The 21,142-nt window shown below is 71.7% G+C and carries 18 protein-coding genes, 1 tRNA gene and 3 pseudogenes; 15 read left to right on the top strand and 7 right to left on the bottom strand.

The window, feature by feature from the left end; translation table 11 throughout:
- The first annotated feature begins 21 nt into the window (after nucleotides 1-21).
- Nucleotides 22-2,809: pseudogene (gene secA, locus QQK26_RS05980) on the top strand (preprotein translocase subunit SecA).
- Between the two features lie 66 nt (nucleotides 2,810-2,875).
- Here secA and QQK26_RS05975 read toward each other — a convergent pair.
- The gene (locus QQK26_RS05975) at nucleotides 2,876-3,466 is read right to left on the bottom strand and encodes an Rv3235 family protein (protein WP_284231012.1); all 591 of its coding nucleotides are present in this window, start codon (nucleotides 3,464-3,466) and stop codon (nucleotides 2,876-2,878) included.
- Between the two features lie 62 nt (nucleotides 3,467-3,528).
- Between QQK26_RS05975 and QQK26_RS05970 the strand changes: the two genes are divergently transcribed.
- Nucleotides 3,529-4,116 carry a hypothetical protein gene (locus tag QQK26_RS05970; RefSeq protein WP_284231010.1) on the top strand — a complete coding sequence of 196 codons (588 nt, stop codon included), beginning with the start codon at nucleotides 3,529-3,531 and terminating at the stop codon, nucleotides 4,114-4,116.
- Nucleotides 4,117-4,162: 46 nt separating this feature from the next.
- Here the strand turns inward: QQK26_RS05970 and QQK26_RS05965 are convergent, their stop codons facing one another.
- Nucleotides 4,163-4,372, bottom strand: coding sequence for a MerR family transcriptional regulator (locus tag QQK26_RS05965; protein WP_284231008.1), 210 nt, complete (start codon nucleotides 4,370-4,372; stop codon nucleotides 4,163-4,165).
- A 109-nt stretch (nucleotides 4,373-4,481) separates the two neighbouring features.
- On the opposite strand from QQK26_RS05965, the gene QQK26_RS05960 reads away from it, so the two are divergent.
- Genes QQK26_RS05960 through QQK26_RS05950 form a run of 3 tightly spaced genes read left to right on the top strand, consistent with a single transcriptional unit; the run spans nucleotide 4,482 to nucleotide 7,801 of the window.
- On the top strand, nucleotides 4,482-5,114 hold the full coding sequence (locus QQK26_RS05960) for a CpaB family protein (protein WP_284231005.1): 633 nt from the start codon (nucleotides 4,482-4,484) through the stop codon (nucleotides 5,112-5,114).
- A complete protein-coding gene (locus tag QQK26_RS05955) occupies nucleotides 5,111-6,313 on the top strand; it encodes a CpaE/TadZ family protein (RefSeq protein WP_284231003.1) in 1,203 nt (400 codons plus the stop codon). Before QQK26_RS05960 ends, QQK26_RS05955 begins: the two co-directional genes overlap by 4 nt.
- Nucleotides 6,314-7,801 (top strand): sensor histidine kinase, encoded by a 1,488-nt coding sequence (locus QQK26_RS05950; protein ID WP_284231001.1) that lies wholly within the window; start codon nucleotides 6,314-6,316, stop codon nucleotides 7,799-7,801.
- Between the two features lie 82 nt (nucleotides 7,802-7,883).
- Here QQK26_RS05950 and QQK26_RS05945 read toward each other — a convergent pair whose 3' ends face one another.
- Nucleotides 7,884-8,132, bottom strand: coding sequence for a WhiB family transcriptional regulator (locus QQK26_RS05945; protein ID WP_284230999.1), 249 nt, complete (start codon nucleotides 8,130-8,132; stop codon nucleotides 7,884-7,886).
- A 269-nt stretch (nucleotides 8,133-8,401) separates the two neighbouring features.
- Here QQK26_RS05945 and QQK26_RS05940 point away from each other — a divergent pair, with 269 nt between their 5' ends.
- Nucleotides 8,402-8,770 (top strand): hypothetical protein, encoded by a 369-nt coding sequence (locus QQK26_RS05940; RefSeq protein WP_284230997.1) that lies wholly within the window; start codon nucleotides 8,402-8,404, stop codon nucleotides 8,768-8,770.
- 18 nt (nucleotides 8,771-8,788) lie between these two features.
- Here QQK26_RS05940 and bcp read toward each other — a convergent pair whose 3' ends face one another.
- The gene (gene bcp / locus QQK26_RS05935) at nucleotides 8,789-9,265 is read right to left on the bottom strand and encodes a thioredoxin-dependent thiol peroxidase (RefSeq protein WP_284230995.1); all 477 of its coding nucleotides are present in this window, start codon (nucleotides 9,263-9,265) and stop codon (nucleotides 8,789-8,791) included.
- A 152-nt stretch (nucleotides 9,266-9,417) separates the two neighbouring features.
- Between bcp and QQK26_RS05930 the strand changes: the two genes are divergently transcribed.
- Nucleotides 9,418-9,490 (top strand) — tRNA-Lys (locus tag QQK26_RS05930).
- A 107-nt stretch (nucleotides 9,491-9,597) separates the two neighbouring features.
- Nucleotides 9,598-10,374, top strand: coding sequence for an oxygenase MpaB family protein (locus QQK26_RS05925; protein WP_284230992.1), 777 nt, complete (start codon nucleotides 9,598-9,600; stop codon nucleotides 10,372-10,374).
- On the opposite strand, the gene QQK26_RS05920 is transcribed toward QQK26_RS05925, so the two are convergent.
- Nucleotides 10,337-10,525: a hypothetical protein gene (locus QQK26_RS05920; RefSeq protein ID WP_284230989.1), complete on the bottom strand. Its 189-nt coding sequence runs from the start codon at nucleotides 10,523-10,525 to the stop codon at nucleotides 10,337-10,339. The genes QQK26_RS05925 and QQK26_RS05920 overlap by 38 nt on opposite strands.
- 84 nt (nucleotides 10,526-10,609) lie before the next feature.
- Nucleotides 10,610-11,497, bottom strand: a complete 888-nt coding sequence (locus tag QQK26_RS05915) for a sugar phosphate isomerase/epimerase family protein (RefSeq protein WP_284230987.1) — start codon at nucleotides 11,495-11,497, stop codon at nucleotides 10,610-10,612.
- Between the two features lie 63 nt (nucleotides 11,498-11,560).
- Between QQK26_RS05915 and QQK26_RS05910 the strand changes: the two are divergent.
- The 7 genes and pseudogenes from QQK26_RS05910 to ilvC all read left to right on the top strand — a co-directional run.
- A pseudogene (locus QQK26_RS05910) lies at nucleotides 11,561-12,367 on the top strand (fructosamine kinase family protein); the annotation flags it as partial.
- Between the two features lie 155 nt (nucleotides 12,368-12,522).
- Nucleotides 12,523-14,052 carry an alpha,alpha-trehalose-phosphate synthase (UDP-forming) gene (locus QQK26_RS05905; protein ID WP_431307984.1) on the top strand — a complete coding sequence of 510 codons (1,530 nt, stop codon included), beginning with the start codon at nucleotides 12,523-12,525 and terminating at the stop codon, nucleotides 14,050-14,052.
- Nucleotides 14,049-14,852 carry a trehalose-phosphatase gene (gene otsB / locus QQK26_RS05900; protein ID WP_284230985.1) on the top strand — a complete coding sequence of 268 codons (804 nt, stop codon included), beginning with the start codon at nucleotides 14,049-14,051 and terminating at the stop codon, nucleotides 14,850-14,852. The genes QQK26_RS05905 and otsB overlap by 4 nt, the downstream gene beginning before the upstream one ends.
- Nucleotides 14,853-14,862: 10 nt before the next feature.
- Nucleotides 14,863-16,557: a dihydroxy-acid dehydratase gene (gene ilvD, locus QQK26_RS05895; protein WP_284230983.1), complete on the top strand. Its 1,695-nt coding sequence runs from the start codon at nucleotides 14,863-14,865 to the stop codon at nucleotides 16,555-16,557.
- 42 nt (nucleotides 16,558-16,599) lie between these two features.
- Nucleotides 16,600-18,375: pseudogene (locus QQK26_RS05890) on the top strand (acetolactate synthase large subunit); the annotation flags it as partial.
- An 81-nt stretch (nucleotides 18,376-18,456) separates the two neighbouring features.
- Nucleotides 18,457-18,963 (top strand): acetolactate synthase small subunit, encoded by a 507-nt coding sequence (gene ilvN / locus QQK26_RS05885; RefSeq protein WP_284234471.1) that lies wholly within the window; start codon nucleotides 18,457-18,459, stop codon nucleotides 18,961-18,963.
- A gap of 51 nt (nucleotides 18,964-19,014) precedes the next feature.
- Nucleotides 19,015-20,040 carry a ketol-acid reductoisomerase gene (gene ilvC / locus QQK26_RS05880; protein WP_284230981.1) on the top strand — a complete coding sequence of 342 codons (1,026 nt, stop codon included), beginning with the start codon at nucleotides 19,015-19,017 and terminating at the stop codon, nucleotides 20,038-20,040.
- An 85-nt stretch (nucleotides 20,041-20,125) separates the two neighbouring features.
- Here ilvC and QQK26_RS05875 read toward each other — a convergent pair whose 3' ends face one another.
- On the bottom strand, nucleotides 20,126-21,142 hold the full coding sequence (locus QQK26_RS05875) for an aminoglycoside phosphotransferase family protein (protein WP_284230979.1): 1,017 nt from the start codon (nucleotides 21,140-21,142) through the stop codon (nucleotides 20,126-20,128).

Genomic DNA, 21,142 nt, shown 5'->3' with positions numbered 1-21,142 from the left:
GAGCACACGGGAGTACACACGGTGGCCAACGTCCTCGAGAGGGTCCTTCGCGTCGGTGAGGGCCGCACCCTCCGTCGCCTGAAGAACTACGCCAACGCGATCAACCAGCTCGAGGAGGACTTCGAGCACCTCAGCGACGACGAGCTGCGCAACGAGACCGTCGAGCTGCGCGAGCGCTACTCGAACGGGGAGTCGCTCGACGACCTGCTGCCCGAGGCCTTCGCCGCGGTGCGCGAGGCGTCGAAGCGCACGCTCGGCATGCGCCACTTCGACGTGCAGCTGATGGGCGGCGCCGCGCTGCACCTCGGCAACATCGCGGAGATGAAGACCGGTGAGGGCAAGACCCTCGTCGCGACCCTCGCCGCGTACCTCAACGCGATCGCGAGCCGCGGGGTGCACGTGGTCACTGTCAACGACTACCTGGCGAGCTACCAGTCCGAGCTGATGGGCCGCATCTTCCGCACCCTCGGCATGACGACCGGATGCATCCTCTCCGGCCAGACCCCCGAGGAGCGCCGCGAGCAGTACGCGGCCGACATCACCTACGGCACGAACAACGAGTTCGGCTTCGACTACCTGCGCGACAACATGGCCTGGAGCACCGGCGAGATGGTGCAGCGCGGCCACTTCTTCGCGGTCGTGGACGAGGTCGACTCGATCCTCATCGACGAGGCGCGCACCCCGCTCATCATCTCCGGCCCCGCGGCAGGCGAGGCGAACCGCTGGTTCGGCGAGTTCGCGAACGTCGCCAAGCGCCTCAAGCCGGGCGTCGACTTCGAGGTCGACGAGAAGAAGCGCACCGTCGGCGTGCTCGAGCCCGGCATCGAGAAGGTCGAGGACCACCTCGGCATCGACAACCTCTACGAGAGCGCCAACACCCCGCTCATCTCCTTCCTCAACAACGCGATCAAGGCCCGCGCCCTGTTCAAGAAGGACAAGGACTACGTCGTCATGAACGGCGAGGTGCTGATCGTCGACGAGCACACCGGTCGCATCCTGGCCGGCCGCCGCTACAACGAGGGCATCCACCAGGCGATCGAGGCGAAGGAGGGCGTGACGGTCAAGGCCGAGAACCAGACCCTCGCCACCGTCACTCTGCAGAACTACTTCCGCCTCTACAAGAAGCTCTCCGGCATGACCGGAACGGCCGAGACCGAGGCCGCGGAGTTCATGAGCACCTACAAGCTCGGCGTGGTGCCCATCCCGACGAACCGCTCGATGCAGCGCATCGACCAGCCCGACCTGATCTACAAGAGCGAGACGGCCAAGTTCGATCAGGTGGTCGCCGACGTCACCGAGCGGCACAAGGCCGGACAGCCCGTGCTGATCGGCACGACCAGCGTGGAGAAGAGCGAGTACCTCTCCCGGCTGCTCGCCAAGAACGGCGTGAAGCACGAGGTGCTCAACGCGAAGAACCACGCCCGCGAGGCGTCGATCATCGCGCAGGCGGGTCGCTACGGGGCCGTCACGGTCGCCACGAACATGGCCGGTCGAGGCACCGACATCATGCTCGGCGGCAACGCCGAGCACCTCGCGGCCACCGAGCTCAGCAACCAGGGTCTCAGCCCGGTCGACACGCCGGAGGAGTACGAGGCCGCCTGGCAGGAGACCTTCGATCGCATCAAGACCGAGGTCGCCGCGGAGGCCGAGCGGGTGCTCGAGGTCGGCGGGCTCTACGTGCTCGGCACCGAGCGCCACGAGTCCCGCCGTATCGACAACCAGCTGCGCGGTCGCTCCGGCCGTCAGGGCGACAAGGGCGAGAGCCGCTTCTACCTCTCGCTGCAGGACGACCTGATGCGCCTCTTCAACGCCGGCGCCGCCGAGGCGCTGATGGCGCGCTCGCCCGACGACCTCGCCATCGAGTCGAAGACGGTCAGCCGCGCCATCCGCAGCGCCCAGGGGCAGGTGGAGAGCCGCAACGCGGAGATCCGCAAGAACGTGCTCAAGTACGACGATGTGCTCAACCGCCAGCGCGAGGCGATCTACGGTGACCGTCGCCACATCCTCGAGGGCGACGACCTGCAGGATCGCGTGCAGACCTTCCTCAAGGCCACGGTCACCGAGGTCGTGGATGTGCACACCGGCGAGGGCAGCGCCGACGACTGGGACTTCGAGGCCATGTGGACGGAGCTGAAGACGCTCTACCCGGTCTCGCTGACGATCGACGAGGTGCTCAGCGAGGGCGGCGCGAACGGGCGCATCACGCGCGACTTCCTCGTGCGCGAGATCCTCTCCGATGCGCAGCTGGCGTACGAGCGCCGCGAGAAGAGCATCGGCGAGCAGCCCATGCGCGAGTTCGAGCGCCGCGTGGTGCTCAGCGTGATCAACCGGCGCTGGCGCGACCACCTCTACGAGATGGACTACCTCAAGGACGGCATCGGCTTGCGGGCCATGGCGCAGCGCGACCCTCGTCGAGTACCAGCGCGAGGGCTACGCACTGTTCCAGAACATGATGGGGCAGATCCGCGAGGAGACGGTGGGCTTCCTCTTCAACCTCGAGGTCGAGGTGAGCGGCGGTGCGGGATCGGCCCAGGTCTCGGCCAAGGGGCTCGGGCAGCAGGCGTCCGGCTCCGAGAAGCTCAGCTACTCGGCGCCCAACGCCGAGGGCGATGTCGAGGTGCGCAATCAGCGCGGCCAGATCGAGCAGGGCGCCACGGCCAAGGCGCAGCGCTCGCAGGCCGCTCAGGAGGCCGCCGTGGTTCCAGATCAGGCCGAGGCCCGCGGAGCCTTCGGGCAGGCGACCGCCGAGGCGGAGCCCGAAGCGGGCAATCGCGCTCAGCGTCGCGCTCAGGACAAGCGCAAGCGCTGAGCGCGGCGCGAGTCGCCGGAGGGCGCGGGGATCGACATCCCCGCGCCCTCCGGCGTCCGGCGCACCTCAGAGCACGTTGATGGCCGTCGCCCGCCAGCGTCGATCGAGCCCCTCGAGCCGCACGCACACGCTGCGGCTGCGGGCTCGACCGTGTACGACGACCACCCCCTCGACGACGCCGTCCCTCGGTTCGCACAGCCGGATCCCGCCGACGGTGAAGGTCGGTCGCACCGGCGCCCGCCCCGTGGCGGCGCGTGCGCGCTTGGCCATGATGTCGCGCTTGAGCAGGTGGGCGTAGACGTCGTCGGTGACCCATCGCGCCAACTGCTCCAGATCGCGCGCACCGGCGAGCACCTCCACGATGCAGTGCGCGATGTTGACCACCATCGGCTCGGGGTCGGGCAACTCCGAACGGGAGCTGGGCTGGTGCCCGAAGAACTCCTCCGACTCGAAGCGGGGCGTGATCACTTTCGACGGCAGCGTCTGCGACGCGTCCGTGCGCCTTCCCGCCACGCCGGCAGAACCGCGCGCGGTGGATACGGGACTGCTGCTCATACCGGCCTCCGGAATCCCCTCCGATCCCCGGAGGACTCGCTTCCCCCGAACGGGGGCCAATGACGTGGCACAAGATAAGCATCCCGGCGCGGTCGCGTCCATGCCCGCATCGCAACTGTGGATAACCGGACGATCGGATCCGGTGCACCCCTACGCTCGCGCCCATGCGCTGGGAGCACCTGTTCGACGACCTCGAGAGCCAGCTCCAGCAGGAGCTCGCCGCGGAGGAGGACGACCTCCGGGTCGAGGAGGAGCGGCTGCGCCGCGCGCGGCTGGGATTGCGCGAGCGGCTGCTCGCGCACCACCAGCACGGCGGAGGGGCCCCGCTGCGGCTGGTGCTCGCGGACGGCTCCGACCTCGCGCTGCGCACGGATGGCTTCGGCCGGGACTGGCTGTCGGGCGTGGTCGCGGCTCCGATCGGCGGCCGATGCATCGTGCCCATGGCGGCGGTCGCGCAGGTGGTGCTCGACGGCGGCGGGTCGCACGCGGCCGTGGACGCTCCGGCGCCCACCGAGGACCCCGGCGCGCTGACGGCTCGGCTCGGGTTGCCGTTCGTGCTCCGCGACCTCGCTCGACGACGGCGCCCGGTGCGCCTCCTGGTGCCCGGCGGCGAGCTGACGGGCACCATCGACCGCGTCGGGCGCGACCATCTCGATCTCGCCGTGCACGCGCTCGACGAGCCGCGGCGTGATCGATCCGTGCAGGGCCGGCGGCTGATCGGCCTGGCTCAGCTCCTGCGCGTGCGCTGGTGACCGTCGAGGTCCACGATGCTCGCGAAGTCCGCCTGATCGAAGAGGTTCATCCGGCGTCCCTCCTCCAGCTTGCCGACGACGTAGGCGTCGATCTCCTCGACCCCGACGCGCCACTGCGCCCCCGGCCGGCGCGGATCGCGGAGAGCTCGCCGGAGCGGACGATGCCGAGCGTCTCGGCGACGCTCAGCCCGAGGAGCTCTGCGGCGTCGGCGATGCTGACGAAGCGTCCCGCGGTGCTGTCCTCGTGGCCGTGCATGATTCCGATTATGGTCCCCGCCCCTGTGCGGGGGCGCCGGTGTGGATAAGTCGCAGCAGGCGCCGCGGCATGCGAGCAGCATGGCCGCGCATCCACGGAGAGGACCGCCATGAGCCGCATCGCCGCACGTCGCGCATCAGCGTTCGACCCCCGACTGCTCGTGGGCGTCGGCCTCGTGCTCGCATCCGTGGCGGGGGTGGTGGGCATCGTCACGGCCGCGGACCGCACGGTCGACGTGTACGTCGCGGCCCGCTCGTTCAGCCCCGGCGATCGGATCACCGCGGAGGCCGTCGCCGTGCGCAGCGTGCACCTCGGCGCTGTGGAGGAGCACTACCTGCCGGCCGGCTCGCTGCCGGAGGAGGGGATGATCGCGACCCGGCCGGTCGCCGCCGGGGAGCTGCTGCCGTCCGCGGCCACCGACGACGCTGGCTCCGCCGACGGCGCGGTCGTCGTCGCGACGATCTCCGGTGCGCTGCCGGGGGCGGTCGAGAGCGGCGCCGTGGTGGATCTCTGGTCGGCGCCGGCCACCGGCGCCCGCGAGTTCGGCGCGCCGGCGATGCTCGTCGACGGTGCCACCGTGCTGCAGGTCGTGGAGGAGGACCGCATGGTCGCGGGGGCATCCGCGCGAGACGTCGAGCTGCTCGTACCGCGCGACGAGCTCGCGGCGGTGCTGGCGGCGCTGGGCAACGGTGACGCGCTCTCGCTCGTGCCGCTCGCGGTGACCGCGGGGAGTGCGCGATGACCGCCGTCGCGCTCGTCGGCCCGCCCCGGGCGCTGGAGGGGCTCGCGGAGGAGCTGCGGCGCCACGGCCACGACCTCGCGGTCTCCGCCAGGGCGGCGGACGAGCTCGTGGCCGCCGGCCTGGTCGGCCTCGGCATCGTCGTCGCGGTCGCCGAGCCCCGAAGCCTCGACGAGCCGCTGCTCGACGCGTGCGACCGCTCCGGCGTGCCCATCGTGGCCCTGGCCGCGACCGATGCCGACCGGCGTCACGCGCTCGCCGTCGGCGTGCTCGAGATCGCCGATGCGCGGGACGGCTGGGCCGGCATCGAGCAGCTGGTCGCTCTCGGCGCGGTCCGCCCGACCGCCCTCAAGACGGGCCGGGTCGTGGCGGTCTGGGGGCCCGCGGGCGCGCCGGGGCGCACCAGCGTCGCCATCGCCGTCGCCACGGAGCTCGCGGCGCAGGGACGGCGGGCCCTGCTCGTCGACGCGGATACGCTGGGCGCCGCCGTCGCCCCGACCCTCGGCATGCTCGACGAGGCGCCCGGGTTCGCCGCTGCCTGCCGCCTGGCCGCCGCCGATGCGCTCGACCATGCGGAGCTCGAGCGGGTCGCGCAGCACGTCCGCGCTCGTCGCGGCGGCTTCCGGGTGCTCACCGGCATCGCCCGGCCGAGCCGCTGGCCCGAGCTGTCGGCCGACCGCGTCGAGGCGGTGCTGCGGGCGTGCCGGACCTGGGCCGACGATGTGGTGGTGGACACGGGCTTCTGCCTCGAGCAGGACGAGGAGATCAGCAGCGACCTGCTCGCACCGCGTCGACATGCCGCGACCCTGGCGACGCTGCGCGAAGCGGATGCGGTGCTGCAGGTCGGCAGCGCCGACCCGGTCGGCATCGCCCGGCTGCTGCGCGCCCGCCCCGACGCGCTCGAGGCGGCCGAGGGCGCCGGCACGACCGTCGTGATGAACCGCCTGCGCACCGGCGCCGTGGGACTCGGCGCACGCGGTCAGGTCGCGCGCACGCTCGCGCGGTTCGGCGCGGCCGAGGACCCTGCGTTCATCCCGTACGACCGGGCCGCCTTCGACACGGCGGTGCTGGAGGGCGGCACGCTGCAGGATGCGGCGCCCCGCTCATCCGCAGCGCTGGCGATCGGGCAGCTGGTGCGGGAGCGGCTGCTGGGGGAGGCGCCGACGCGGGAGCGCGAGCTCGTCGCCGACTACGCTGGATGAGTGTCGACTCTCAGTGACCTCGTCCACGCCAAAGGCAGCTCCAGCGACGCCGACGTCGAATGGCTGCACCTGCTCATCGGGGACTGGCAGCTGCTCGCCGATCTGGCCTTCGCCGACATCGTGCTCTGGGTGCCGACCCGCGACGACGGCTTCGTCGCGGTCGCTCACGCGCGCCCGTCGAGCGCGGCGACGCTGTTCTACCGCGACTTCGTCGGGCAGGACGTCAAGCCGGAATGGCGCGCGCTGGTGACCGACGCGTTCGCCGCCAAACGGATCATCGACTCGGCGAACCTCGACTGGTTCGAGGAGACGCCCACCCGCGTCCGCGCCGTGCCCGTGCTGCGGCGCACGAGCCCGAGCAGCGGTGCGGCGACGGTGAGCGAGCCCATCGCCGTGATCACCCGGCACTCGAACCTCAGCGACACGCGCATGCCGAGCCGCCAGGAGCTCACCTTCAACGAGTGCGCCGACGACCTCTTCGCGATGATCGCGAGCGGCGACTTCCCCGACCTCGGCGCACCGACCGGGCCGCGCCGCGGAGCGCCCCGCGCCAACGACGGCCTGCTGCGCCTCGACGAGGACGGCGTGGTCGACTTCGCGAGCCCGAACGGCCTCTCCGCGTTCAACCGCATGGGGTTCCACGGCGAGCTCGAGGGCGAGTCGCTGGCGCAGGTGACGACGGGCCTCATCAAGGGCAAGCAGCTCACGGTCGACGAATCGCTGCCGCTCGTCCTCACCGGCCGCGCCCCCTGGCGCGCCGACATCGAGGCTCGCGGGGTCACGGTCTCGCTGCGCACCATCCCGCTCAAGGAGCGGGGCGAGCGGGTGGGCGCCATCGTGCTGTGCCGCGACGTCTCGGAGCTGCGGCACCAGGAGCAGGAGCTCATCACCAAGGACGCGACGATCCGAGAGATCCACCACCGGGTGAAGAACAACCTGCAGACGGTGGCGTCGCTGCTGCGCATCCAGGCCCGTCGCAGCCACACCGACGAGGCGAAGGATGCGCTCAGTCAGGCCATGCGCCGTGTCGCCGCCATCGCGGTCGTCCACGACACCCTCTCGGAGGGGCTCAGCCAGAACGTCGACTTCGACGACGTGTTCCAGCGGGTGCTGCTTCTCATCGCCGAGGTCGCCTCCAGTCACAACACCACGGTCCGGCCGCAGTACTCCGGCTCGTTCGGCGTGCTGCCGAGCGAGCACGCCACTCCGCTCGCCCTCGCGCTCACCGAGCTCGTGACGAACGCCGTCGAGCACGGTCTCGCCGGGCGTGACGGAGAGGTGTCGATCGAGGCGGACCGCAGCGAGGAGCGGCTCATGGTGCGCGTGCGCGACGACGGCGCCGGCATGCCCGAGGGCCGGGTCGGCATGGGGCTCGGCACGCAGATCGTGCGCACCCTCATCCAGGGCGAGCTCGGCGGCACCATCGACTGGCACACGCTGCAGGGCGAGGGCACCGAGGTGACCATCGAGGTTCCGTTCCAGCACTGATCGCAGCGCTGGCCGGGAACGACGAACGCGCGGGCCCCGACGGGACCCGCGCGTTCGCGGCGGCCTCAGCGGGCCGGGTGGTTCAGGAGGCGCGGCGGGCGCGGGCGGCGCGGCGCTTGAGCGCGCGGCGCTCGTCCTCGCTCAAACCGCCCCAGACGCCCGAGTCCTGCGAGGTCTCGAGGGCGTACTGCAGGCAGACCTCGGTCATGGTGCAGCGAGCGCAGACCGACTTGGCCTTCTCGATCTGCTCGACGGCCGGGCCGGTGTTGCCGACGGGGAAGAACAGCTCGGGGTCGGCCGTCAGGCAGGCTGCGTTGTCTCGCCAATCCATGCGGATGGTGCTCCTTCTGTGGTGGTGTCGCGCGCACGGCCTGGGGCGGGCCGGATCCTCGAGAGGGGGCAGGAGGATGCGCATCGGGAGGGGTGAATGATCACGGTTCTCGCGTCCACCACACTGTGTTCGCCGAACGACCTCGGATATGCTCGCATCCCGAACAGACCACGTCAAGCGCTTTCGTATGGGACAGCACTGTGAGCACAACCCGAGTTCCCGGTGCCCCCGGGACCGCCCCCGATCGTCGCCCTCGGCGCCCCCCGCAGTTGATCGCCCTCCTCGCGGTGCTCGTGCTCGACGCGCTGCTGATCGCCGCCGCTCTGGCCTATCTCGTCGTCGAGCTGCTGGTGGAACGCCCCGACAGCATGGCGACGGCGATCGCGATCACCGTCGTCGTCGCCCTGGCGCTCCTCGGCGCCGTGGCGGTGATCGTCCACCTCGCCAGGGGCCGTGCCTGGGCGCGCAGCGGCGCGCTCGTCTGGCAGGCCCTGCAGATCGCGCTCGCGCTCGGCAGCTTCCAGGGCCTCTTCGCGCGCAACGACATCGGCTGGCTGCTGCTCGCGCCGGCCCTCGCGGCGATCGTGCTGCTGTTCGTGCCGCCGGTCGTCGCCGCGACCGGCCGCCGCGAGGACTGAGTCCCCGCGGCGCTCGGGTCAGGCGTCGATCTTGAGCTTCTTGCGCAGCGAGGCCACGTGGCCGGTCGCCTTCACGTTGTAGAGCGCGTGGGTCAGCTCGCCCTGCTCGTCGACGACGAACGTCGAGCGCAGCACGCCCGTGACGGTCTTGCCGTAGAGCGACTTCTCACCGTACGCGGCGTAGGCGCGGTGCACCTCGAGGTCGGGGTCGCTGAGCAGCGGGAAGTTCAGGCCCTGCTCGGTGCGGAACCGCTGCAGCGCCGACTGCTCGTCCTTGGAGACGCCGAGAACCTGGTAGCCGGCCGCGGCCAGCGAGTTCAGGTTGTCGCGGAAGTCGCAGGCCTGCGTCGTGCAGCCCGGCGTGCTCGCCGCCGGGTAGAAGTAGACCACGACCTTGCGGCCGGCGAAGTCGGCGAGCGAGACGGGCGCGCCGTCCTGGTCGGGGAGGGTGAACGCGGGCGCGGTGCTGCCGGCTTCGAGGCGGGTTTCGGACACGGGGGAGCTCCTTCGGGAGGCGAGCGGATGCGGTGCCTCCATCCTCCCGCACGGCGCCTGCGGAGGGGCCGCGGGGACCGCATCCGACTCGATTTGGCGGCTGCCGCAACCCGTGCTAGATTCATTCCTCGGTTCGGGAAACTCCGAACTGCGCACCTCTAGCTCAATTGGCAGAGCAACTGACTCTTAATCAGTGGGTTCTCGGTTCAAGTCCGAGGGGGTGTACGGACGAAGGCCCGGAGCGCATGCTCCGGGCCTTCTGCGTTGCAGCGGAGATGCCGGGGCGACTTCTCGTCGGGGACGGCGTCGCGGCCTCGGGGAAGGGAGACGGGATGGCGTCGCAGGCGTTCCGGGAGCTGGCCTCCGAGGGGGTGCTGCTGCTCGGCGGAGCGCGAGCGATCCTGCTGCAGGTGGCCGACCCGGTCGTGGGTGCCGGTGTGGCGGCGCACAGCGACTTCGCGAACCGCCCGGTGCACCGTCTGGACGCGACCCTGCGCTACGTCTACGCCGTGGTCCTCGGGGACGAGCAGGCGGCGGCGGAGGCCCCGCGGCATGTGAACCGGGCGCACACCCCGGTGCGCGGCGCGTCCGATCCGGAGCGGCAGCGCTGGGTCGCGGCGACGCTCTACGACACCGCCGTGCAGGTGCAGGAGCGGCTCGGCGGGCCGATCCCGCATCCGCTCGCCGAGGAGATGCTGCGCGAGTACGCGGCGCTGGGCACGCGACTGCGCATGCCGGCGGAGCTCTGGCCCGGCGACCGGGCCGCCTTCGCCGCGTACTGGGAGGGCTCCCTGGCGGGGCTCGAGGTGGGCGAGGATGCGCGACGCATCGCCCAGGACCTGCTGCACCCCTCGCACCCGCCGCTGGCGCTGCGGCTCGCGCTGCCGCTGGTGCGGCTGGTGACGGCAGGCCTGCTGCCGCCGGCGCTGCGCGCGGCGTACGGCCTGCCCTGGGATGCGCGGCGCGCGCGGCGCTACGAGCGCACCATGAACGCGATCGCCGTGGTGAACCGGCTGCTGCCGAGGCGCGTCCGCAGCTGGCCCGCCAGGCGCTACCTGGCGGGTAGAGGCCTCAGCGGCCGATCTCGGGGCGCTTCGACTGGTCGATGACGCTGCCGACGGCGAGCGCGACGCTGATGCCCCAGCTCAGCCAGAGCAGCACGAGCCGCCAGTCCCGCGGGCCCTTGCGGGTGGCCTGCACGGTGCTCCAGCCGCTGAAGACGGCGCTGATGAGGCTGGTGTTGAAGATGAACTTGCGCATCGTGCTCCTTCGTTCCGCGCCATCACGCTAGCGGCGCCGGCAGACCGGACGCGATGGCGCGGAGCCGGCGTCCAGCCGTGCGGGTCAGTCCGTCGGCTTCTCGGGGTGCGCCGCCGCGCGCACGGCCTCGAGGGCCTTGCGGCTGACGTGGCCGAGCCGCCCGAGCAGGGTCTCGTCGTGGTCCGGGGCGAGGTGCTTGCGTGCGAAGGCCACCGTCTCCTCGAGCACGGCGAGCCGCTGCGCGTCCGTCTTCGCCTTGCGGGTGATGACCTCGGCCACGACGTGGCCGGACCAGTGGTTGCGGGCGAGCATCTGCAGCACCTCGGCGACCGGCTCGTTGCCGCGGCCCGGGATGAGGTGCTCGTCGAAGATCTTGCCGTCGTCGATCGATCCGCTGCCGTCGCAGAGGTGGATGTGGCGCAGCTTGTCGCCCATGTCCTCGGCGAGCTGCAGCGAGTTGCGGCCGGCGAGCGATGCGTGCGAGAAGTCCAGCGTCATGGCGTCGACGTCCATGGTCGTCGGGTCGGAACTCGGCAGGTAGGCCTTGAGGTTCCGCCCCGCGATCTTCCACGGGAACATGTTCTCGACGGCGATCTCGACGCCCGTGTCCTGCGAGATGGTGCGCACGAGATCGGTGAAGCCCTCGGCGTACCCCGACTGGAAGCGGAACGGCGGGTGCACGACGACGCTGGAGGCGCCGACGGCTGCGGCGAGCTCCGCCGAGCGCCGCAGTTTGACGCCGGGCTCACGGCCCCACACGAACGTCGTCAGCAGCAGCACGGGCGCGTGGATCGCGAAGATCGGCATGCCGTACTTCTCGCTGAGCGCGAGCAGCGCCGCCGGGTCCTGGGTGACCTTGTCGTTGGTCACCATGACCTCGACACCGTCGAAACCCGCGGTCTTGGCTAGGCGGAACGCATCGTCGGTGCTGAGCGGGTAGGCGCACGACGTGCTCATGCCGATGTTGATCATCCCGCGGAGTCTAGCCCTGCGCAGATGTCCACGAGATGACGCCGGGGCGGCGATCAGCATCCGCGGCGCGGGCAGCGGTTGACTGGGCGGATGGACGACGTCGTGATCAAGGAGCGGGCGGATGCACCGGAGGGCTTCTTCGAGGCCGAGGCCGCCGGTCTGGCCTGGCTGGCCGCGGCGCCCGCGGGCGCCGCGATCGTGCCGGTGATCGAGTCGGGATCGGGCCGGATCGCGCTCGCGAGACTGCGCGAGGCGCGGCCGACTCCGCGGCAGGCCGAGGCGTTCGGGCGGCGGCTCGCCGCGACCCACGCTGCGGGCGCCGCGGCGTTCGGCGCGCCGCCGGACGGTTGGCACGGGCCCAACTTCATCGGCAGGCGACCGCAGGAGTGCCGCCCCGAGGCGTCCTGGGGCGGATTCTTCGCCGAGCAGCGGGTGCTGCCCTTCGCCCGCATCGCACGGGCGGTCGGCGACCTGCGCGGCGGCGAGCTCGGCCGGGTGATCGAGGCCTGCGACCGGCTCCGCAGCGGCGAGCTCGACGACGACGAGGCGCCGGCCCGGCTGCACGGCGACCTCTGGTCGGGCAACGTGCTGTGGACGGCCGACGGGGCCGTGCTGATCGACCCGGCCGCGCACGGCGGGCACCGCGAGAGCGACCTGGCCATGCTCGCCCTGTTCGGGCTGCCGCATCTCGACGCGGTGCTCGCCGGCTACGATGCGGCGCACCCGCTGCGTCGGGGCTGGCGGGACCGCGTGCCGCTGCACCAGCTGCATCCGCTCGCCGTGCATGCCGCGGGCCACGGGCGGCACTACGGTGTCGCCCTCGCGGAGGCCGCGGACGCGACCCTGGCGTTGCCGTCGACGACCGGCTGACGGCGCTGGGCGACACCTGTTCATCCGCTGCCCGCCGGGGCCCCTCCGATATCCTGACGGCTCAGATCGATGCGGCCGTCGCCCGGGCGGCGCCGAGGAGCGAGTCCATCATCACCGCGCAGCGCGAGCCCGCCGTCCGCTACGACTTCGTCGTCGTGTCCAACCGCCTGCCGGTGGACCGCATCGTCGCCGACGACGGCTCGGAGGGCTGGAAGGTCTCGCCCGGCGGCCTGGTCACCGCCCTCGAACCGGTCATGCGCAGCTCCGACGGCGCGTGGGTGGGCTGGGCCGGCCAGCCCGATCTCGAACTCGACCCCTTCGACTACGACGGCATGCGGCTCGTGCCGGTGCAGCTGAGCAAGCGCGACGTGGAGCAGTACTACGAGGGCTTCAGCAACGACACCATCTGGCCGCTCTACCACGACGTCATCGCGCCGCCGACGTACCACCGCGTCTGGTGGGACCGGTACGTGGCCGTGAACCGGCGCTTCGCCGACGCGGTGCTCGACATCGTCGAGGCGGACGGCACGGTCTGGGTGCAGGACTACCAGCTGCAGCTCGTGCCGCAGATGCTGCGCGAGGCGCGTCCGGACCTCACGATCGGGTTCTTCAACCACATCCCGTTCCCCCCGTACGGCATCTTCGCGCAGCTCCCGTGGCGCAAGGAGATCCTCGAGGGCCTGCTGGGCGCCGATGTGATCGGCTTCCAGCGGCAGTCGGATGCGAGCGGCTTCGCTCGCGCCGTGCGGCACATCCTCGGCCATGTGACCACCCCCACGATCGAGGTGCCGGTCGCGGACGACGACGCCGCGGCGACGGGGCGGAGCAAGAAGGGGCGCACGGTGCGCCGCGTGCTCGCGAAGGCCTTCCCGATCTCGATCGACGCCGAGCAGTACGCGGAGATGGCGCGGCGCCCCGACATCCAGGCTCGCGCCAAGCAGATCCGTCAGGAGCTCGGCAACCCGACCACGATCATGCTGGGCGTCGACCGGCTCGACTACACGAAGGGCATCCGCCACCGCATCAAGGCGTTCGGCGAGCTCATCGCCGACGGTGCGCTGGAGGTCGGCGAGGTCACCCTCGTGCAGGTGGCGAGCCCGAGCCGCGAGCGGGTCGAGACGTACCGCCAGCTGCGCGACGAGATCGAGCTCTCGGTGGGCCGGCTCAACGGCGACCACGGCACGATGGAGCACGCGCCCATCAACTACCTGCACCACGGCTACCCCCGCGAGGAGATGGTGGCGCTCTACCTCGCTGCGGACGTGATGCTGGTCACGGCGCTGCGCGACGGCATGAACCTCGTGGCCAAGGAGTACGTCGCCAGCCGCAACGACGAGCGCGGCGTGCTGGTGCTCAGCGAGTTCGCCGGGGCCGCCGACGAGCTCAAGCAGGCACTGCTCATCAACCCGCACGACATCGTGGGCCTGAAGCGCGCGATCGTGCACGCCGCGGGGATGGAGCCGCGGGAGCAGCAGCGCCGCATGCGCGCGCTGCGCAAGCGCGTGCTCGAGCACGACGTCGCGCGCTGGTCGTCGAGCTTCCTGACGGCGCTGGCCGCGACCCGCCATCCCGAGCAGGTGCCCGCCGTGCTGCCCGAACCGGAGTCTGGCCCCGGCGCGGAGGCCGTCGCCGACACGTCCTCGACGGCGGACGAGACCGCCGTGGAACGCGGGACGGCCTCGTGACCGACGCGCTGGCTCGGGAGCTGCAGCGGGTCGCCGAGGTCGACGTGCTGCTCGTCGCCCTCGACTTCGACGGCGTGCTCGCGCCCCTAGTGGACGAGCCCGGCGCCTCGCGGATGCTGCCCGAGGCGCGGGCGGCGCTCGTCGCCCTCGCAGCGCTGCCGCGCACCCGCGTTGCGCTCGTCTCCGGTCGTGGGCTCGACGATCTGCGCGCGGTGGGGGAGGCCGCGACCGGATGGCTGCTCGCCGGCTCGCACGGCGAGGAGTTCGATGTCGGCGACGGACCCGTTCCGGCTCCGGTGGACGAGGCCGTCCGGGCCGATCTGATCGCCCGGCTCGAGCACGCGGTCGCCGGGCTGGCGGGCATCCGCATCGAGCGCAAGCCGCACGGCGCGGCGGTGCACAGCAGGTCGGCGGATGCGAGCGCCGCCGAACGTGCGCAGGCGGCCGCCGTGGCCGCGATCGACGACCTGCCGGGGCTGAAGCGCCGCTTCGGCCGCGACGTGCTCGAGGTGTCCCTGAGCACCGCCACGAAGGCCGACGCCATTGAGGCGCTGCGGCGAGAGGCGGGAGCCTCGGCGGTGGTGTTCGCCGGCGACGACGTGACGGACGAGGACGCGCTGGCCGCCCTCCATCCGCTCGATCTGGGAGTCAAGGTGGGCGACGCGGAGACCGTCGCGCGGCACCGGGTGGCGGATCCCGACGCCTTCGCCCGGCTGCTCGCCGACCTGGCCGGACGACGTGCCGCGACCGTCAATTCGACAGGTGTCGATGTGTCCGGCGGCCCATCGACCGCGCGATAGTCTGCGTAACATGCCGGAAATCGACATCAAGCCGCGCAGTCGCGACGTCACCGATGGAATCGAAGCAGCGACGAGCCGGGGCATGCTCCGGGCCGTCGGCATGGGCGACGACGACTGGGAGAAGCCCCAGATCGGCATCGCGAGCTCCTGGAACGAGATCACCCCCTGCAACCTCTCGCTCGACCGGCTGGCGCAGGGGGCCAAGGAGGGCGTGCACGCCGGCGGCGGCTACCCCTTGCAGTTCGGCACCATCTCCGTCTCCGACGGCATCTCGATGGGCCACGAGGGCATGCACTTCTCGCTGGTCTCGCGCGAGGTCATCGCCGACAGCGTCGAGACCGTCGTCATGGCCGAGCGCCTCGACGGGACCGTGCTGCTCGCCGGCTGCGACAAGTCGCTGCCCGGCATGCTCATGGCGGCCGCCCGCCTCGACCTCGCCTCCGTCTTCCTCTACGCCGGCTCGATCGCGCCCGGCTGGGTCAAGCTCACCGACGGCACCGAGAAGGAGGTCACCATCATCGACTCCTTCGAGGCGGTCGGGGCCTGCAAGGCCGGCACCATGAGCCTCGAGGACCTGCACCGCATCGAGTGCGCCATCGCCCCGGGCGAGGGCGCCTGCGGCGGCATGTACACCGCGAACACCATGGCGAGCGTCGCCGAGGCCCTCGGCATGTCGGTGCCCGGCTCGGCCAGTCCGCCCAGCGCCGACCGACGCCGCGACTACTTCGCGCACAAGTCCGGCGAGGCCGTCGTCGAGATGCTGCGCCAGGGCATCACCGCGCGCGACATCCTCACCAAGGAGGCGTTCGAGAACGCGATCGCCGTGGGCATGGCGCTCGGGGGCTCGACCAACATCGTGCTGCACCTGCTCGCGATCGCCCACGAGGCCGAGGTCGACCTGACCCTGGACGACTTCAGCCGCATCGGCGCGAAGGTGCCGCACATCGGCGACCTCAAGCCCTTCGGCCAGTACGTCATGAACGACGTCGACCGCCACGGCGGCATCCCCGTCGTCATGAAGGCGCTGCTCGACGCGGGCCTCCTGCACGGCGACGCGATGACCGTGACCGGCAAGACGGTGGCCGAGAACCTCGCCGCGATCGACCCCGACCCGCTCGACGGCAAGGTGCTGCGCACGCTCGACAATCCGCTGCACGCCACCGGCGGCCTCACGATCCTCTCCGGGTCGCTCGCCCCCGAGGGCGCCGTCGTCAAGACCGCCGGCTTCGACGCCGAGGTCTTCGAGGGCCCCGCCCGCGTCTTCGAACGCGAGCGCGCCGCCATGGACGCGCTCACCGAGGGCAGGATCTCGAAGGGCGACGTCGTCGTCATCCGCTACGAGGGCCCCAAGGGCGGTCCGGGCATGCGCGAGATGCTCGCCATCACCGCGGCCATCAAGGGCGCGGGGCTCGGCAAGGATGTACTACTGTTGACGGACGGACGATTCTCGGGCGGCACAACCGGCCTCTGCATCGGCCACATCGCTCCCGAGGCAGTGGATCAAGGTCCCATCGCCTTCGTCCGCGATGGCGACCTCATCCGCGTCGACATCGCCGCTCGCTCGATCGACCTACTGGTCGACGCCGCCGAGCTGGAGGCCCGCCGTGAGGGCTGGGCCCCGCTTCCCCCGCGCTACACCCGAGGCGTGCTGGCCAAGTACTCCCGTCTGGTGCGCTCCGCTGCGGAGGGCGCCGTCACGGGCTGAGGCCCTGACCTCCCGCAAACCAACTCCACGACAAGGCTCACCATGTCCCTGGACTTCCCGGCCACTCCGGCATCGGCCGCGCCCGCGCGCGGCGAGACCATGACGGGCGCGCAGGCCGTCGTCCGCTCGCTGGAGGCCCTCGGCGTCACCGACGTCTTCGGCCTGCCCGGCGGCGCGATCCTGCCCGTCTACGACCCGCTGCTCGACGCGGACAAGATCCGCCACATCCTCGTGCGCCACGAGCAGGGCGCCGGCCACGCGGCCGAGGGGTACGCCGCCGCGAGCGGCAAGCTCGGCGTCGCGATCGCGACGAGCGGACCCGGCGCCACCAACCTGGTGACCGCCATCGCGGACGCCTACATGGACTCGGTGCCGCTGCTCGCCATCACCGGCCAGGTGTTCTCGACGCTCATGGGCACGGACGCCTTCCAGGAGGCCGACATCATCGGCATCACGATGCCGATCACGAAGCACTCGATCCTCGTGAAGTCGGCCGCCGAGATCCCCGGCGCGCTCGCATCCGCTCACCACATCGCGACGACCGGACGCCCCGGCCCCGTGCTCGTGGACATCACGAAGGACGCCCAGCAGGACGAGTTCGAGTTCTCCTGGCCGCCCAAGCTCGACCTGCCCGGCTACCGCCCCGTCACGAAGGCGCACGGCAAGCAGATCCTCGCCGCGGCGCAGCTGATCCTCGAGGCGCGCAAGCCGGTGCTCTACGTCGGCGGCGGCGTGATCCGCAGCCGCGCCTCGGAGGAGCTGCTCGCCCTCGCCGAGCAGGTCGGCGCCCCGGTCGTCACGACGCTCATGGCGCGTGGCGCCTTCCCCGACTCGCACGAGCTGCAGCTCGGCATGCCCGGCATGCACGGCACCGTGCCCGCCGTGCTGGCGCTGCAGGAGAGCGACCTCATCGTCTCGCTCGGCGCCCGCTTCGACGACCGCGTCACGGGCAAGGCGGCGCTCTTCGCCCCGGAGGCCAAGGTCGTGCACGTCGACATCGACCCGGCGGAGATCGGCAAGATCCGCACCGCGGAGGTGCCGATCGTCGGCGACCTCAAGGACGTGCTGGTCGACCTGCTCGCCGCGGTCAAGCAGGCCTCGGCATCGCAGGCCCCCGCCGACTACACCGCGTGGTGGGAGCGCCTGAACGGTCTGCGCGAGCAGTTCCCGCTCGGCTACGCGCCGACCACCGACGGCCTCCTCGCCCCGCAGCACGTCATCTCCCGCATCGGCGAGCTGACCGGTCCGGAGGGCGTCTTCGCCGCCGGCGTCGGCCAGCACCAGATGTGGGCGGCGCAGTTCATCAAGTACGAGCGCCCCAACGCGTGGCTCAACTCCGGCGGCGCCGGCACGATGGGCTACTCGGTGCCGGCGGCCATGGGCGCCAAGGTCGCCGAGCCCGACCGCGTGGTCTGGGCCATCGACGGCGACGGCTGCTTCCAGATGACCAACCAGGAGCTCGCCACCTGCGTCATCAACGACATCCCGATCAAGGTCGCGGTGATCAACAACTCCTCGCTGGGCATGGTGCGCCAGTGGCAGACGCTGTTCTACGACGGCCGCTACTCCAACACCGAGCTCAGCACCGGCCACGGTTCGATCCGCGTGCCCGACTTCGTGAAGCTCGCGGAGGCGTACGGCGCCCTCGGCATCCGGGTGGAGAAGGAGGAGGAGATCGACGCCGCGATCGCGCTGGCGCTCGAGACCAACGACCGCCCGGTCGTGATCGACTTCGTCGTGAGCGCCGACTCGATGGTGTGGCCGATGGTGCCGCAGGGCGTGAGCAACTCCTACGTGCAGTACGCCCGCGAGCACGCCCTCCTTCGACGACGACCTCTCGGAGACCGGACGCGTCGAGGACGACGCGCTGGCCGCGGACCAGAACGGAGGTGCCCGCTGATGGCGCACGTGCTCTCGCTCCTCGTCGAGGACAAGCCGGGTCTGCTCACCCGTGTCGCCGGGCTGTTCTCGCGCCGCGGCTTCAACATCCAGAGCCTCGCCGTGGGCCCGACCGAGCTCGAGGGCCTCTCTCGCATCACGGTCGTGGTCGACGTCGAGGACCTCCCGCTGGAACAGGTCACCAAGCAGCTCAACAAGCTCGTGAACGTGATCAAGATCGTGGAGCTCGACCCTGCGCAATCCGTGCAGCGCGAGCACCTGCTCATCAAGGTGAGGGTCGACAACACGACCCGGTCCCAGGTCCTCGAGGCCACCTCGCTCTTCCGCGCCCACGTGGTGGACGTCGCGAGCGATGCGCTCGTCATCGAGCTCACGGGCGACTCGGGCAAGGCCAAGGCCTTCCTGAGGATCCTGGAGCCGTACGGCGTCAAGGAGATCGTGCAGTCGGGCCTCGTGGCCGTGGCGCGCGGCTCCAAGTCGATGACCGAGCGCGTCTACAAGAACTGAACCGCGATCCGCCGATCGCATCGCAAACCCCCAACGCAAGGAGACACATCCGTGGCTGAGATCGTCTACGACAACGACGCCGACCTCTCGATCATCCAGGGCAAGAAGGTGGCCGTCGTCGGCTACGGCTCGCAGGGTCACGCCCACGCGCAGAACCTGCGCGACTCGGGCGTCGAGGTCGTCATCGCCCTCAAGGAGGGCTCGAAGTCGACCGCCAAGGCCGAGGAGGCGGGCTTCCGCGTCCTGAACGTCGCCGACGCCGCCGAGTGGGCCGACCTCATCATGATCCTCGCGCCGGACCAGCACCAGCGCTCGATCTTCAACGACTCCATCAAGGACAAGCTGACCGCGGGCAAGACCCTCGCCTTCGCGCACGGCTTCAACATCCGCTTCGGCTACATCGACGCCCCCGAGGGCGTCGACGTGATCCTCGTCGCCCCGAAGGCCCCCGGTCACACGGTGCGCCGCGAGTTCGTCGCCGGCCGCGGCATCCCCGACATCATCGCCGTGGAGCGCGACGCCTCGGGCTCGGCCTGGGACACCGCCAAGTCGTACGCCAAGGCGATCGGCGGCACCCGCGCCGGCACGATCATCACCACGTTCACCGAGGAGACCGAGTCGGACCTCTTCGGCGAGCAGGCGGTGCTCTGCGGCGGCGTGTCGCAGCTGATCCAGTACGGCTTCGAGACCCTGACCGAGGCGGGCTACCAGCCCGAGATCGCGTACTTCGAGGTGCTGCACGAGCTCAAGCTCATCGTCGACCTCATCTGGGAGGGCGGCATCGCCAAGCAGCGCTGGTCGGTCAGCGACACCGCGGAGTACGGCGACTACGTCTCCGGCCCGCGCGTGATCGACCCGTCGGTCAAGGAGAACATGAAGGCCGTGCTCGCGGACATCCAGTCGGGTGCCTTCGCGAAGCGCTTCATCGACGACCAGGACGCCGGCGCCCCCGAGTTCCAGGCGCTGCGCGCCAAGGCCGAGGGCCACCCCATCGAGGCGACGGGCCGCGAGCTGCGCGCCCTCTTCTCGTGGAAGTCGACCGACGACGACTACACGGAGGGCACCGCTGCGCGGTGATCTCGCTGTAGTTCGTGCGAGCCGTCGCGGTAACCACGCGACACCGAAGGGGCCGGATGCCAGAAGCATCCGGCCCCTGCTCTCGTCAACGCGCGAGCTCGTCGAGCAGCAGCCGCTCGGCGGCGGCGCGGCTCGGCGGGCGGAAACGGTGCACGCACGCGATCCGCAGCGCGGCGACCCGCTCGGCCAGCCGCAGCCGCTCCGGATCCACGTCGACGGCGGCAGCGGTGCGTTGCAGCATCGAGCGGATGCGGGCGGCGCGCAGCGCGCGCAGGCCGCCCTGCCGCACCCGCCAGTCGAGATGGGCGAGCAGGTTGCCGAGATCGAGCGCCGGCTCCGCCGACGCGGCCGTGTCGAGGTCGAGCAGACCCAGTCCGTGCCGCGGGTGCCAGAGCACCTGGCCGTCGTGCAGATCGCGGTGCGCCGGGCGCAGGGGCTGGGCCGTGCCGTCCTGCAGGCGCTCGGCGAGGCGCTCGGCGCGGCGCAGCAGGGCCGGCGCGTGCGGGCCGAGGGGAGCGGCCATGCGCGCCCAGGCGAGCAGCACCGCGGCCTCGCGCTCGGGCCCGTGCTCGGCGCCGATCGACGCGGGCGCGCCGGGCACGTCCGCCCACGCCTCGGCGAGGGCGCGCCAGGCCGCGATCCACTCGTCGCCCTCGGCGGCGCCGATCGTTCGCAGGGTGCGGCCGGGCAGCGCGGCGAAGCGCACGGACTGCTCGTCCGCCTCGAGCACGGCGGCGAGCGTGAAGGCGGCGGGCCACCCCTCCGGTGCCGAGCTCGCGGCGAGCTCCGCTGCGCGGCCCGCCCGCACGATCTTCCGGTAGGCGCCGCCGTCGTGCTCCCGCACCACGGCGCGGCGGCCGAGCCGGTGCACGAGCACGGTGCCGCTGCGGGCGGCCTCGGCGAGCGCGGGCAGGCGGCGGTCCGCGCCGAGCGGCCCGAGCTCGACGGCACCGCCGACCATCCGGCCCGCCCTGGCGTGACGCTCGGCCGGGTGCACGGCCTCGACGGTGACGCCGCCCTCCTTGTCCGGCCAGGCGCGTCGGATGATCCAGGTGCGGTCGTGCTCGTCCTCGGCCGTCGCGGGGACGAGGAGGGCGGTCAC

This window comes from Arenivirga flava, from assembly GCF_030161575.1.
Classification (GTDB): domain Bacteria; phylum Actinomycetota; class Actinomycetes; order Actinomycetales; family Microbacteriaceae; genus Arenivirga; species Arenivirga flava.
The sequence above is the reverse complement of the archived record's forward strand: the minus strand, read 5'-3'. Positions and strand labels throughout refer to the sequence as shown.

Coding starts and splice junctions, on each gene's coding strand:
- QQK26_RS05945 (WP_284230999.1), bottom strand. CDS start 8,132: ATGGATTGGCGAGACAACGCAGCCTGCCTGACGGCCGACCCCGAGCTG.
- ilvD (WP_284230983.1), top strand. CDS start 14,863: ATGCCGGAAATCGACATCAAGCCGCGCAGTCGCGACGTCACCGATGGA.
- QQK26_RS05975 (WP_284231012.1), bottom strand. CDS start 3,466: ATGGACGCGACCGCGCCGGGATGCTTATCTTGTGCCACGTCATTGGCC.
- QQK26_RS05965 (WP_284231008.1), bottom strand. CDS start 4,372: ATGCACGGCCACGAGGACAGCACCGCGGGACGCTTCGTCAGCATCGCC.
- QQK26_RS05960 (WP_284231005.1), top strand. CDS start 4,482: ATGAGCCGCATCGCCGCACGTCGCGCATCAGCGTTCGACCCCCGACTG.
- QQK26_RS05915 (WP_284230987.1), bottom strand. CDS start 11,497: ATGATCAACATCGGCATGAGCACGTCGTGCGCCTACCCGCTCAGCACC.
- QQK26_RS05925 (WP_284230992.1), top strand. CDS start 9,598: ATGGCGTCGCAGGCGTTCCGGGAGCTGGCCTCCGAGGGGGTGCTGCTG.
- QQK26_RS05970 (WP_284231010.1), top strand. CDS start 3,529: ATGCGCTGGGAGCACCTGTTCGACGACCTCGAGAGCCAGCTCCAGCAG.
- ilvN (WP_284234471.1), top strand. CDS start 18,457: ATGGCGCACGTGCTCTCGCTCCTCGTCGAGGACAAGCCGGGTCTGCTC.
- QQK26_RS05920 (WP_284230989.1), bottom strand. CDS start 10,525: ATGCGCAAGTTCATCTTCAACACCAGCCTCATCAGCGCCGTCTTCAGC.
- QQK26_RS05955 (WP_284231003.1), top strand. CDS start 5,111: ATGACCGCCGTCGCGCTCGTCGGCCCGCCCCGGGCGCTGGAGGGGCTC.